Raw genomic sequence first — 13602 nt, 5'->3', positions numbered from 1 at the left:
GCGCGGGCAGGCCCTCTGTCAGCGGTTCCCGGGGGTGTTTCAGTCGTTCGGACCGGGCTTCCGGTCCACCGGCGGCTGCACGGGAGCCTGCGGTGGTATCGGCGCACCCTGCGGGTAGGCCCCCGGCCCGCCCTGCGAGTACGCCCCCGGCGGCACCGGCCCGCCCTGCGGATGGGCCCCCGGCGGCATGAAGACCGCCCCCGCCGGCGGTACCGGCGGCAGTTGCTTTCTCGCGTTCCGCCTGAGCACGATCGCGACGGCCACCGCCTTGATCGCGAGCACGGCGATGCCGATGCCGAACGACAGCAGCCAGCCGGGGATGCCCCAGACGGTCCACATCTCGTCCACGTAGATGACCTTTCGATAGGTGTCGTCGGCCGCGGTCCGCCGCAGCGTGTGGTCGCCGGAGATCCGCTCCGGCTGCGGGAAGTCCTGCTGGACGGCCGTGAGGAAGTCCGTGCCGCCCTCGGTGAGGTCGCCGAGCGTGCCGACGGGCGCGTCGAGGCGTCCGGCGAACGTCACCTCCGGCTCGTTCCCGCCGATCGCGGAGCTGGGCTCCATACGGTGTTCGGCGAGCACGTACAGGTCGAGGGCCTGCGGGGTGGTGGCGAGGTGCGACAGGCGCATCGGGTAGACCAGCTCGTCGCTGGCGAAGGTGAGGTGGAGCGGGTCGAGGGTGCCGGAGAGCGGGGTGTCCGTGGCCGAGCCCTCGGAGTCCTCCGGCGCCAGCCGGATCGCCACGTACTCCCACTTCTGCTGGACGTACGGCTCCAGCGCCGCGTCCAGCCGGTCCGGGAGCTCGAAGCCGTTCTCGTCGAGCCAGTCGCCGAGGGCGTCGGGGTCGGTGGCGGTCAGGCGGGCCACCTCGAAGGGGCCGAGCCGCTCGCGGTCCACGACACCCACGCCGCCACTGTCACCCGGCCCCGCTCCCGTTCCGTCCGTCGCCGAGCCGAAGGGCCAGCCCGAGCGCGGCCAGAAGTAGTACCGGCTGCGGTACTCGGGCTTGGTCGCCTCGTCGAGCTGCTCGAAGAGCGCCTGGTCGCCGAGGGTCACGGTCGCCCGGTTCGGCACCGGCATGATCCAGGCGGCCGCGTGGGCGTCGCCGCCGACCCGCAGGCTCATCACGATCTGCTCCTGGCTGCCGTCCCAGCGCACGACGGACGTCTCACGGCTCACGTAGATCCGCGACCGCCCGTCCGTCACCGCCGCACCGCACCCACAGGCGTACGCCGGTGCCACCAGCGAGGCCAGCTGGAACCCGAGCAGCGCCAGCACGACGACCAGTAGCCGTCCGCGGACCGAAGCGCTGAATCTGACTGTCATCCCCCGTGATCCTCCTGTCGTGCGCGATGTGCGCACGACATGCTCGCAGGCGTTTGTCAGGGGACTGTCACGGACCCGGCTGTGATCTGCATCGTGCCTTGAGGGCGAGGGCAACCTTCCGCGCACTATCGTCATCCGGACAAAACATGGGCGACTCTCAGGTGAATCGAGGGTTGCCCGCGTCTCACGTCGGAGGGGAGTGCGAGCCTTCTGAGTGGGTCATCAACGGGGCGGGAGGGCTACGGGGCGTGGCGACGGAGCAGAGCAGGCCGGGCGGTGCCGTGGGTACGGGCTTGAGGGCGGCGCGGCTGGGTACGGTGCGAGCCGTGCTGTGGCTGGTCGCCGGGGTCCTGGCGGTGCGGCAGATCGCGGTCGTGCTGAGCACGCCCAAGGGCGAGCGGCTGACGGATCTGGAGACCTGGGTCGGGCCCAGCGGCGTCCTGCATGTGAACGGCTCGCTGTACGACTCCACGCGGTTCACGGGTACACCGTTCGGCGGCCTCGTCCTCAAGCCCCTCACCCGCATGGCCGAACAGGCGCTTGGCTGGGGCTGGACCTTCGGCACCCTCCTGCTGGTCGTCGCCCTCGGCCTGGTCGCCGCACGCGCCCTGCCGCAGCCCGTCACCCGGCGTACGGCCCTGCTCGCCGCGCCCTTCGCGGTCACCCTGCTGATGCTGTCGCTGCCGGTGCGGAACACGCTGTACCTGGGCCAGACCAGCATCATCCCCGTCCTGCTCGTCCTCGCGGGCTGCTTCGCGGTCCGGGGCGAGCGCACCAGCGGGGTCTGCATCGGGCTCGCCGCGGCCCTCCAGCCGACCGTGCTGCTCTTCGTGCCGCTGCTGTGGTTCACCGGCCGCAAGCGGGCCGCCGCGAGCACCGGGATCACGTTCGCCGGGGCCACCGCGCTGGCCTGGGCCGCGATGCCGCACGACTCGTTCACCTACTGGGTGCACCACCTCGCCGGCGTCGGCCTCGGCGGCCGGGCGGACGACCTCGCCAACCAGTCGCTGCACGGCGCGCTGCTCCGGCTCGGCCTTACGGGCCCGCTGGAGATCGTGGTCTTCTTCGCGCTGGCCGCCGCCGTCGCCGTGCTCGGCATGCGGCGGGCCATCCACTACGCCCGCGACGGGCAGCTGCTGCTCGCCGTCGCCCTCACGGGCTGTGTCGTGGTCGCCGTGTCGCCGACGTCCTGGAAGCACCAGCTGCTGTGGGTGCTGCTCGCGGTGGTCGGCCGGGTCGGAAGGAAGGCCTCGTCGCGGTACGTGTGGCCGGTCGCCGTCGTCCTGGTGATGACGCTGCCCGCGAAGATGGTGGTGCCGAACATGGGCGCCCTGCACCCGCTGCGCGACAACGTCGTCCTGCTGGCCGCGCTCGCCGCCGCCCTCGTCGTCCCGTTCCTGTCCCGCACCTCGGAGTACTACCGGACGCCGATCCCCACGGAGTACGCCCCGAAGGCGGAGACCCGCTTCAGCTGGGCCCCGCTGCTGCGCCGGGTCGCCACCCGCCCGAACCTGCTCCTCGAACTGCTGCTGATCCGGGTCACGTACGCCGCCTACCAGCGCACCCGTCTGGAGGCCACCGGCAGCCGGGCCGCCGCCGAGGACAACGCCGGGCAGATCCTCGCCGTCGAGAAGGCCCTGTTCCTCGACATCGAGCACTGGTTCAACCACGCGGTGGTCCAGGTCGGCTGGCTGCGCGGCTTCTTCGACTTCTACTACACGTCGTTCCACTTCGTCGTGCCGCTCAGCGTCCTCGGCATCCTCTACTGGCGCCGGCCCGCCGACTACCGCTGGGCCCGCACGGCCATCGGCTTCACCACGGTCCTCGCGCTCGTCGGCTTCTTCTTCTACCCGCTGGCCCCGCCGCGTCTGATGCCCGGCCTCGGCATCATCGACACGATCCACGGCGTCCAGGACTTCTCCAAGCCGGACTACGGCAAGCTCACCGAGCTGACCAACCAGTACGCGGCGATGCCGTCCCTGCACTTCGGCTGGTCGCTGTGGTGCGGGCTCACGATCGCGCTGGTCGCGCCCAAGGTGTGGATGAAGGTGCTGGGTCTGCTGCACCCCTTCTTCACGGTCCTGGCGATCGTCGCGACGGGCAACCACTGGATCCTCGACGCGGTCGGCGGCGCGGCGGTGGTGGGCGCGGGCTTCGGCCTGACGTACCTCCTGACCGGGCCGAGGAGCACCGCGCCCCGTCAGGGACGCGGGGAACCGCGCGAGCAACCAGAGGCGGCCGGCAGACTCGCGACGGCCGTCCAGCGCAACGGCGGCGGAGCGGATGGAGACGACGGAGGCCGGGGCGGGGCGTAGGAGGAGCGCCCCGGCCTCCCGCGAACGGGCCGACGGCGCCGGGAGGCCGTCGGCCCGAGTGTGACGGGCGGTGCCCGGCTCAGCCGGTGGTCACCTGGAGGTGTTTCACCCCGTTGATCCAGGCGGAGCGCAACCGGCTCGGTTCGCCGGCCAGCTTGAGATCCGGCATCGCGTCGGCGATCGCGTTGAAGATCAGGTCGATCTCCAGGACGGCCAGGGACTTGCCGAGGCAGAAGTGCGGGCCTCCGCCGCCGAAGCCGAGGTGGGGGTTGGGGTCCCGGGTGATGTCGAAGGTGTCCGGGTCGGTGAAGACGTCCGGGTCGTGGTTGGCGGAGGCGTAGAAGATGCCGACGCGGTCGCCCTTCTTGATCAGCTTGCCGCCGAGTTCGAGGTCCTGGGTGGCGGTGCGCTGGAAGGAGTTGACCGGGGCGGCCCAGCGGACGATCTCCTCGGCGGCCGTCGCGGGGCGCTCGCGCTTGTAGAGGTCCCACTGGTCGGGGTGGGTGAGGAAGGCGTGCATGCCGTGGGTGATGGCGTTGCGGGTCGTCTCGTTGCCCGCGACCGCCAGCATCAGCACGAAGAAGCCGAACTCGTCGGAGGTGAGGTTCCCCTCGTCCTCGGCGGCCACCAGCGTGCTGACGATGTCCTTCGCCGGGCACTGCTTGCGGTCGGCGGCCATGTTCATGGCGTACGCGATGAGTTCCATCGCCGACTGCTGGCCGACCTCCTCGGTGATGGCGTACTCCGGGTCGTCGTACGAGATCATCCGGTTCGACCACTCGAAGATCCGGATGCGGTCCTCCTGCGGGATGCCGATCAGCTCGGCTATGGCCTGGAGGGGCAGTTCGCAGGCGACCTCGGTGACGAAGTCGAAGGGGCCCGGGTGGGCCACGGCCTCGCGGGCGATGGTCAGGGCGCGGTGGCGCAGGTTGTCCTCCAGCGCGCGGATCGCCCGCGGGGTGAAGACCCGCTGCACGATCTGGCGGACCCGGGTGTGCTCCGGCGGATCCATGTTCAGCAGGATCAGCCGCTGGGCGTCGATCGCGTCGCGTTCGATGTGCTCGTTGAAGCGGATGATCGCGGTGTTGACCGTCGAGGAGAACAACTCGGGGTGGGTGGAGACGTACTTGACGTCCGCGTGCCGGGTGACGGCCCAGTAGCCCTCGTCCGAGAAGCCCGCGATGCCAGGCGCCTGCGGGATCCAGTGGACCGGTTCCGTGCGGCGCAGTTCGGCGAACTCCGGGAGGGGGACACGGTGGTGCAGCAGGTCGGGGTCGGTGAAGTCGAACCCGTCGGGCAGCGCTGGACAGGGCATCGGCGACTCCTGACGGAGCATCAGATATAGGGAATTGCCGGTGACCGTAGTAACGGGTTCTAGAACTAGCAAGGGGTACGGGCTTTTCAATTGCCGCACGCCCCTTGCGGTCGCGTAGCCGCGCTCAGCAGACTGCTGGAGAGAACTAGAACGCGTACTAGTTCTGCGTGGCGGGCCGGGCCGGGACGCCCCGCGCCGCGCGGGTAACCGTTGAGAGGATCCCCCATGGCCGCGGAACCCGTGATCGTCGAAGCCGTACGCACTCCCATCGGCAAGCGCGGCGGCGCGCTCGCCAACCTGCACCCCGCCTACCTCCTGGGCGAGACCTACCGTGAACTTCTCGGTCGCACCGGCATCCCCGCCGACTGCGTCGAGCAGATCGTCGGCGGCACGGTGACCCACGCCGGCGAACAGTCCATGAACCCCGCGCGCACGGCCTGGCTGACCATGGGCCTGCCGTACGAGACGGCCGCGACGACCGTCGACTGTCAGTGCGGCTCCTCGCAGCAGGCGTCGCACATGGTCGCCAACATGGTCTCGGCTGGCGTCATCGACGTCGGGATCTCGTGCGGGGTCGAGGCGATGTCCCGGGTGCCGCTGGGATCCGGGTCCAAGCACGGGCCGGGGAAGCCGTTCCCGGAGGAGTGGAACGTCGATCTGCCGAACCAGTTCGAGGCGGCGGAGCGGATCGCCCGGCACCGGGGGCTCACGCGGGAGAACGTCGACTCGCTGGGGCTGATCTCCCAGGAGCGCGCCGCCACGGCCTGGGCCGAGGAGCGGTTCAAGAAGGAGACGTTCGCCGTCCAGGTGCCCACGACCGAGGCGGAGCAGCGGGCCGGGCAGGGCATGTGGCGGCTCGTCGACCACGACGAGGGGCTGCGCGACACGTCCATGGAGGCGCTGGCCCGGCTGAAGCCGATCATGCCGACGGCGGTCCACACGGCGGGCAACTCGTCCCAGATCAGCGACGGCGCGGCGGCGATCATGTGGGCGTCGAAGCGGATGGCGCGGGCGTTGAAGCTGCGGCCACGGGCGCGGATCGTCGCCCAGGCCCTGGTGGGCGCGGACCCGCACTTCCACCTCGACGGGCCGATCGACGCGACGAAGGCGGTGCTGGGGAAGGCCGGGATGTCGCTCAAGGACATCGACCTCGTCGAGATCAACGAGGCCTTCGCGTCCGTGGTGTTGAGCTGGGCGCAGGTCTTCGACCAGGACCTGGCGAAGGTGAACGTCAATGGCGGTGCGATCGCGCTCGGGCACCCGGTGGGTGCGACAGGAGCGCGGCTCATCACGACCGCGCTGCACGAACTGGAGCGTACGGACAAGGAGTTCGCGTTGGTGACGATGTGCGCGGGGGGCGGGCTGGCCACCGGGACGATCATCCAGCGGCTGTAGCCCTCCGGTCGACGGAGGCCGTGTCGCGAAGGCCGTATCGCGAAGGCCGTACTGACCTTTGGGGCACTGCCCGAAGAGACGATGTCGCGTGCGGAAGCGCGGTCCTAGGGTCGCCGTACGTCCTGCCGAGCACTGCTTCCCATGAAGCGTACGGTGCGTGACTCAGGGCGGTGAGTCCAAGTCTTCCGAGAGGACCGCACCATGGCACGCTCCCTCACCATCGGCTCCCGGACCGCCCGAGTCGCGGCCGTCTGCGCGATCGCGGCCTCCGTCGCCCTGACCCAGGCCGGTTCCGCGAACGCGGCCAGCAAGAACCGCCTGCCCAATGGAAAGAAGCTGAAGGCGGGACAGTGCATCAGCGACGGCCCCGCGTCGCGCAAGGCCAAGTTCTGTGTCGGGAAGAACTACGACATCTTCGTGACCTACAAGAAGTTGACCTGCGTGGTCTACAAGGCCAAGGGGCACCTCAAGGGCCCGTCCTCGTACGTCCAGGTCGCCAAGAACGGCGATGTGCGCTTCTACCAGTACTCCGGTGGCCGGATGCTGTGGCACTCCAAGACCAGCAAGTTCAAGGGCGCGGCCCTCGTCGTCGGCAGCTCGATCCCCGGTAAGCAGGCGGTTCTCGGTGTGGACACCGGGAAGGCGTTCTTCATCATCAAGAAGTGCCCCTACAACGGCTGACGCGAACGCCCGTACGCGGGCGCGGCAGTGGCCCTGTCGGCTGGTCCTCAGCCGACAGGGCCACTGCCCATGAGCGGACCCCCGTACCGCTCACACCATTGATCTCACCGGGTCGAGCATTGTTTGGCACGGGCGTTGAGCCTGCCAAACAATGGCCGGACGCGCCCTCTCCGCTTGGATGGCCGGATGCGTACGGTGGATGTCCGAGACGGTGTGGGTGCGGCGGGAGGGTGACAGGGCGGTGGCGGGTCGTCGTGAGGTGCCGGTCGACCCCGGGGCCGGGCCGGTGCAGCGGTTCGCGTTCGAGTTGCGGAAACTGCGGACGGAGGCGGGCGGGCTCACCTACCGGGCCATGGCCGAGCAGGCCGGCTACTCCATCACCACCCTGTCCCAGGCCGCGGCGGGCGAACAGTTGCCAACGCTGCCGGTGGCACTGGCCTTCGTGACGGCCTGCGGGGGCGACCCCGGGGAGTGGGAGATCCGGTGGAACCAGGCGGTCGAGGAGGCCGCCGCCTTCGACACGGACAACGACGGAGAGGGCGGCGCGGAGCCGCCGTACCGGGGCCTCGCCCGGTTCGAGACCGGCGACAGCGGGCTCTTCTTCGGCCGCGACCGGCTCACCGCCGAGCTTGCCGGGCTGCTGCGCCGCCGACGGTTCGCGGCGGTCTTCGGCCCGTCGGGGATCGGCAAGTCCTCCCTGTTGCGCGCAGGTCTGGTCCCCCTCCTCCGGGAGTCGCAGGAGCAGGGCCCGCGGTTCTCCGGGATCCGCATCCTGACGCCCGGCGATCAGCTGGCCCGAACCCATGAGCTGCTTCTGAAGGCAGGCGGCACCGGTACCGGTGACCGGCTCGTGGTCGTCGACCAGTTCGAGGAGGTCTTCACCCTCTGCCACGACGCGGCCGAACGGGCCCGGTTCATCGACCTGTTGCTGACCGCACGGAACCCGGAGAGCCGGCTGCGCGTACTGATCGCCGTGCGCGCGGACTTCTACGGCCGTTGCGCCGAGCACCGTGAGCTGGCCGAGGCGCTGGGGGACGCCAATCTGCTGGCCGGGCCCATGAGTTCGGCGGAGCTGCGGGAGGTCGTCGTCAAGCCGGCGGCGGCTGCCGGGCTGACCGTGGAGCGGGCGCTGACCACCCGGCTGGTCGACGAGATCACCGACGCACCCGGCGGGTTGCCGCTGCTGTCGCACGTACTGCTGGAGACCTGGCGCCGTCGCCGGGGCAAGACGCTGACGCTGGCCGGGTACGAGGCGGCCGGGGGCCTGGACGGAGCGATCGCGAAGACCGCCGAGGACGTCTACAACGGGTTCACCGAGGGCGAGGCGGCCACGGCCCGCCGGGTGCTGTTGCGGCTGATCTCACCGGGTGACGGCACGCCCGACACCCGACGGCCCGCCGGCCGGGCCGAGTTGGAGACCACCGGCACGGGGCGGGACGAGGTCGCCCAGGTCCTTGAGGCGCTCACCCGGGCCCGTCTCCTCACCCTCGACGGCCCCACTGTCGAAGTCGCCCACGAAGCGCTCATCACCGCCTGGCCCCGGCTGCGCGGCTGGATCGAGGAGGACCGCGACCGGCTGCGCGCCCACCGCCAACTGACCGAGGCGGCCCGCGCCTGGGAGGAACTGGGCCGTGACGGGGGCGCGTTGTACCGGGGGAGCCGGCTCGTCACGGCGCGGGAGTATTTCGGGGGACCGGGCCACACCGGCGACCTCACCGACCAGGAAGCTGCCTTCCTCAGCGCCAGTCTCGCCGCACTCGACCAGGAGGAACGCGCCAGGGCCCGGACCACCCGGCGGCTGCGCGTCCTCGTCACCTCCCTGGCCTGTCTCCTGGCACTCGCCCTGACCGCCACGGCGGTCGCCTACTGGCAGCGACAGAGCGCCGTGGACGCCCAACAAGTCGGTCTTTCCAGGCAGTTGGCTGCCCAGTCCGCCGCCCTGCTGGACAGCGACACCGACCTTGCCTCGCTCCTCGCCATCAAGGCGTACCGTACGAGCCCGACCCGCGAGGCCACGCGGAGTCTGTACGCCGCCGCGGCCGTCCCGCTCGAACGCCGGCTGACCGGACACACCGGAACCGTGTCCGCTCTGGCCTACAACCCGGACGGGAAGACCCTCGCCACCGGCAGTTTCGACGGCACGGTTCGGCTGTGGGACACGGCAACGGGACGTAACCGGAAGGTCCTCACCGGCGGCGACCACACCGCGCTCGTGCGCACCGTGGCCTTCAGTCCCGACGGCAGGACCCTCGCCACCAGCGGTGGTGAGGAGGTGCGGCTGCGGGACGCGGCCACCGGGCGTGTCCGGGACTCGCTCACCGTCCGGGTGGCCGAAGAGGACAGCCTGGCGTCGGTGGGCTTCGCCCATGACGGCCGCGCCCTGGCCGTACGGGAGAACGGGCAGGTGCTGGACGTGGCGAGCGGCCGCGTCCTGACCACCCTCAAGGGCCCCACCGGTCTTGAACTGGCGGCGGCGTTCAGCCCGGACGGGCGCACCCTCGCCACCAGCACCCGGGACCACACCGCACAACTGTGGGACCTGGCCACCGGCAGAGTGCTGTTCACCCTCAAGAGCAGTACGGGTGTGGTGAGCTCCCTCGCGTTCGACCCCGACGGGAAGACCCTGGTCACCGGCACCGAGGACGGCACCGTACATCTGTGGGACGTGGCCGACGGCAAGCAACGGACCACCCTCACCAGCGCCAGCAGCCGCGTCGAGACCATGGCGTTCAGCCCGGACGGGAAGACCCTCGCCGCCGGCAGCTACGACGGCACCGTACGCCTGTGGGACCTCGCCACCGGACGCGTCAGGACCACCCTCACCGGCCACATCAACCCCGTGATGTCGGTGGCGTTCAGCCCTGACGGAAACCAACTGGCGGCGGGCAACGAGGACAGCCACTTCGCGGGCGGCGACCGGGTCAGCGTCCGCCTGTGGAACGTGACCGCCCACAGGCCCCGCGCCACGCTGACCGTTCCCGGCGGCAGTCTCGAAGCGGTGGCGTTCAGCCCCGACGGCGACACCCTCGCCACCGCCAGCGTCCGGATGACCCAGGACATTGAGGACACCGCCGGTGTGGTGCGGCTGTGGGACCCGGCCACCCGCCGGACGAAGGCCACACTCGGCGGCAAGTTGGACATCGTGGAGACGATGCTCTTCAGTCCCGACGGCAGGACCGTCGCCCTCACCAACAACTCCCAGGCGCAGCTGTGGGACGTCGCCACCCGCCGACTGCGGACCACGCTCCCCAGCCGGTTCGTCAACAGGATGGTGTACAGCCCCGACGGCGGAACGCTGGTGAGTGTGGGCGACGGTCTGACGCTGTGGGACGTCGCGACCGGCCGCGCCCGGGTCACCTTCCGCAAGGACGAGGAGAGTTCGGTGCTGGCGTTCAGTCCCACCGGCGATGCCTTCGCCACAGCCGGAGGCAACGACGAGAAGATCCGGCTCCGGGATCCCGACACCGGCCGCGTCCGCATCACGCTCACCGACCCCGCCGGCCGCCCCACACCGACGCGCCCTTCGGACGACGACTTCATCATGTTCCGGCAGATCGAGTCGATGGCGTTCAGCCCGGACGGCCGCACCCTCGCCGCCGGCTCCTCCGACGGCACGGTACGCCTGTGGGACACCGCCACCGGTCAGCTCGCCACCACCCTGACCGCGGGCACTACGGAGGCCCCGGTGGAGGTGGCGTTCAGCCCGAACGGCCGCACGCTCGCCACCGCCGCCTCCGACGGCGCGGTACGGCTGTGGGACACCGCCACCGGGTATACGCGTGCGACCCTCACCGGTCACAACGGCGGCCCTCAGACGATGGCCTTCAGCCCGGACGGCCGCACCCTCGCGACCGGTGACTACGAGGGCGGCCTACGCCTGTGGAACGTGGACCTGCCCACGCCGGACAAGTCCATCACCCACATCTGCCGAGCGATCCACCGCGACCTCACCCGGCAAGAACGGGCCCTGTATCTGCCGGACGAGGAGTCAGGCGGAGTGTGCTGAGGCCCAGCCGATGAAGGTGCTGAACGCGGAGGCCCCCAGGGTGAGTTGGGGGCCCGCCGGGTTCTTGGAGTCACGGATGGAGATGGTGGGGCAGGGGGTTTCGGCGACTTCTACGCACTCGCCGCCCTGGTCGCTGCTGTACGACGACCTGCGCCAGGTCAGGGGGCCGAGCGGCGCGCACTCTACGCAATCGCCGCCCTGGTCGCCGCTGTAGCTCGACTTACGCCACCGGGTCCCCGCCGGGAACGCGTTGCTCTCCATAACGCTCCTCCATCACGCGTCGGATCAGCTCCGCCGAGTCCCTGAGGGAGAGGGCGGCGGCTTGCAGATGATCGTAACGGAGCGAGCAGTCCATGACGGTGTCCGGGTTCGCGGTCGGATGCCCACTCCCGTAGCCCTCTGTGTAGACGATGTCCGGGTCTCGCCGACAGCGGAAGAGCGTGAATGAGCCTGTCAGTCCCGCATGTGCCCCGGCGTCGAAGGGCAGGATCTGGACGTTGATCCGGGGGTTCTTCTCGAAGGCCAACAGTTTCAGCAATTGGCCTCGCATGACGTTCGCGCCGCCGATCTTCTGGTACAGCGCGGCCTCGCTGATGACGGCCCACAGGATCGGGGGCTCGTCCTTGTCGAAGATGCGCTGGCGAGCCAGTCGTACGGCGGTCCGGTCGTCGAGGTCGGAGCCGTCCAGGGCGCTGAGCACGGCACGGACGTAGTCCTCTGTCTGCAGGAGACCGTGGATCAACTGCGTCTGGAAGGAGCAGATCTCGGCGGCCCGAACCTCCATCTCCGCCACCTGCTGGAACCAGGCCGGAAGTTGATGGCGCATCACCAGAACCGCGAGCCGGGACAACAACCCGCCCGTCTCCAGCGCCACATCCACCCGCTCGCTGAACTCCAGCGTCGGCACCTTTCTCGCCGTCTCGATCTGCCCAACCAGCGACGCGGTATAGCCGAGGATGTCCCCCAACTGCTTCTGTGTCAGGCCCGCTGCCTCGCGGCAGCGCCGCAACTCGTAGCCGTAGTAGTCCAGTGGTGAGGCGCCGGGATCGAGGGTGTGGATCTGGGTCACGTGCGGTCCCCTCTGCTGAGCTTCAACTCACTCTTTAACAGGTTGTGTCCGATCTGTAGCAGACGGTAGTCGCGTCGGGCCAGTCTTGTGGTGTGAACGCATACATTCCCCCCTTCCTTTTGGGTGCCGCATCCGCCCAGTACCGGATCTGCCTCACCGTGGGTGAGCACTCCGCGCATCACATCCGACGAATCGTCCGGTCGTATCTGGACGACTGGGAGATGGCTGAGCTGTCGGACGCCGTGGAACTGGGCGTGACCGAGCTGTTCTCCACCGTTTTGGACTCTCATGAGAGGCAGCATCCCTGATGTGCCGGGAGTCACTGACCGTTCGTGGTGGACCAGGGGAACAGTGGGTTGAGAGTCGGCCTCTCATCTCGGAGTTCACCCCTGGGGGGCGGGTTCGGTACCTGTTTTCGAAGTCCCCCGGTTGAGTTCGTCCGGCTCAGATTCGAACGGGGGCTCCTCACCCATGCGGCTGGCCGTCGTTGCGCGCGTCAGGTCGTTTCGTTCGGATCACCCATCGAGTTGGGCCCTCGATGGCTTCTGTAGCCTGCTGTCAGCTGTGTGTCGGGGGGAGCTGACGTGGTGAACATCCTGTCCGTGGCCATCGGGGCTGGTTTCGGCCTCATAGGGGCCGTGTTCGGGTCTTGGTTCACTGCGCGCCGACAGGACCGCATGTGGCTGCGTGAACAGAAGCTGAAGGCCGGGGTCGGCTTCAACACCGCCGTGGTCCAGCTCATCGACTACCTTCGGGAAACGCAGCTGAGTGACGACGGCGCCGGGGCCAACGAACTGGCGGGCCGGATGCAGGAAGCCCGGTCAGCCCTCTACCTACTGTGCGCCGACGACACCGTCGATCTCGCCGACGCTCTCGCGCGTCGGGTCTGGGGTTCCCGGCCCAGCGAGGGCAGGGACGATCGCAGGGCCGAGTACAGGGAGACGGTGGATCTCCTTCGCCGCTTCACCCATCAGCTCCGGCAAGAGATCGCCAGGACGTAGTCTCAGTTGGTTCTTCGGTGGGGGGATTGGTGCAGATATCGCGGTTCGGGCCGGTGCGGGGCAAGGAGATGACGCTGTCTTCGAGAACGATCAGTCCCGTGCAGCTTCCTGGGAGTCGGCTGGCCGCTGCGGCGGGAGGTCCGGCGGGTGATGCGCCTGGTCATGATGGTGATCGCGGCCCAGGTGATCAGTGATTCCGAGTACTGGATGAGGCGTTTGTAGTCCCGTGCGTGACGGCGGGCGTGCATGATCCAGGCGAGCGAGCGTTCGACCACCCCGCGGCGAGGCAGGACGACGAACCCGCTGGCGTCTTTCGGGCGGCTGACGGTCTTGAGGGTGAGGCCGAGGTGGGTCTTCGCCCAGGTCATGTGCTTGCCCGCGTCGGCGGATCGGCCCAGGCGATCGCGATCTCGGGGTGCATCAGCCGGAACAGGACTTCCTTCGCTGCGTCGCGGTCGGTCATGTCGGCCGGGGCGACCATCACGAACAGCGGCAGG

General features: G+C 69.7%; 10 protein-coding genes and 1 pseudogene. 6 read left to right on the top strand and 5 right to left on the bottom strand.

What is annotated here, in order from left to right:
* Positions 1-39: 39 nt before the first annotated feature.
* Positions 40-1323: a DUF2330 domain-containing protein gene (locus JIX55_RS15675; protein ID WP_257563938.1), complete on the bottom strand. Its 1284-nt coding sequence runs from the start codon at positions 1321-1323 to the stop codon at positions 40-42.
* A 248-nt stretch (positions 1324-1571) separates the two neighbouring features.
* Here JIX55_RS15675 and JIX55_RS15670 point away from each other — a divergent pair, with 248 nt between their 5' ends.
* Positions 1572-3638, top strand: coding sequence for a bifunctional glycosyltransferase 87/phosphatase PAP2 family protein (locus JIX55_RS15670; protein WP_257563937.1), 2067 nt, complete (start codon positions 1572-1574; stop codon positions 3636-3638).
* Between the two features lie 79 nt (positions 3639-3717).
* On the opposite strand, the gene JIX55_RS15665 is transcribed toward JIX55_RS15670, so the two are convergent.
* Positions 3718-4953: a cytochrome P450 gene (locus tag JIX55_RS15665; protein ID WP_257563936.1), complete on the bottom strand. Its 1236-nt coding sequence runs from the start codon at positions 4951-4953 to the stop codon at positions 3718-3720.
* A gap of 225 nt (positions 4954-5178) precedes the next feature.
* Here JIX55_RS15665 and JIX55_RS15660 point away from each other — a divergent pair, with 225 nt between their 5' ends.
* The 3 genes from JIX55_RS15660 (at position 5179) to JIX55_RS15650 (ending at position 11035) form a co-directional block, all read left to right on the top strand.
* Positions 5179-6348 carry a steroid 3-ketoacyl-CoA thiolase gene (locus JIX55_RS15660; RefSeq protein ID WP_257563935.1) on the top strand — a complete coding sequence of 390 codons (1170 nt, stop codon included), beginning with the start codon at positions 5179-5181 and terminating at the stop codon, positions 6346-6348.
* Between the two features lie 201 nt (positions 6349-6549).
* Positions 6550-7029: a hypothetical protein gene (locus JIX55_RS15655; protein ID WP_257563934.1), complete on the top strand. Its 480-nt coding sequence runs from the start codon at positions 6550-6552 to the stop codon at positions 7027-7029.
* Positions 7030-7228: 199 nt separating this feature from the next.
* Positions 7229-11035, top strand: coding sequence for an nSTAND1 domain-containing NTPase (locus JIX55_RS15650; RefSeq protein ID WP_257563933.1), 3807 nt, complete (start codon positions 7229-7231; stop codon positions 11033-11035).
* Here JIX55_RS15650 and JIX55_RS15645 read toward each other — a convergent pair.
* A complete protein-coding gene (locus tag JIX55_RS15645; protein WP_257563932.1) occupies positions 11018-11296 on the bottom strand; it encodes a DUF397 domain-containing protein in 279 nt (92 codons plus the stop codon). The two genes, JIX55_RS15650 and JIX55_RS15645, sit on opposite strands and share 18 nt — an antisense overlap.
* Complete coding sequence (locus JIX55_RS15640; RefSeq protein ID WP_257563931.1) at positions 11256-12104, bottom strand: helix-turn-helix domain-containing protein; 849 nt, start codon at positions 12102-12104, stop codon at positions 11256-11258. The genes JIX55_RS15645 and JIX55_RS15640 overlap by 41 nt, the downstream gene beginning before the upstream one ends.
* Before the next feature lie 92 nt (positions 12105-12196).
* Between JIX55_RS15640 and JIX55_RS15635 the strand changes: the two genes are divergently transcribed.
* Together JIX55_RS15635 and JIX55_RS15630 are read left to right on the top strand one after the other, a co-directional pair.
* Positions 12197-12412 (top strand): hypothetical protein, encoded by a 216-nt coding sequence (locus tag JIX55_RS15635; protein ID WP_306820006.1) that lies wholly within the window; start codon positions 12197-12199, stop codon positions 12410-12412.
* A gap of 276 nt (positions 12413-12688) precedes the next feature.
* The gene (locus JIX55_RS15630) at positions 12689-13105 is read left to right on the top strand and encodes a hypothetical protein (protein ID WP_257563930.1); all 417 of its coding nucleotides are present in this window, start codon (positions 12689-12691) and stop codon (positions 13103-13105) included.
* Between the two features lie 136 nt (positions 13106-13241).
* On the opposite strand, the pseudogene JIX55_RS15625 reads toward JIX55_RS15630, so the two are convergent.
* Positions 13242-13601 (bottom strand): annotated as a pseudogene (locus tag JIX55_RS15625) (transposase); the annotation flags it as partial.
* Between the last annotated feature and the right edge of the window lies 1 nt (position 13602).

It is taken from the genome of Streptomyces sp. DSM 40750, assembly GCF_024612035.1.
Taxonomy (GTDB): Bacteria; Actinomycetota; Actinomycetes; order Streptomycetales; family Streptomycetaceae; genus Streptomyces.
The sequence above is the reverse complement of the archived record's forward strand: the minus strand, read 5'-3'. Positions and strand labels throughout refer to the sequence as shown.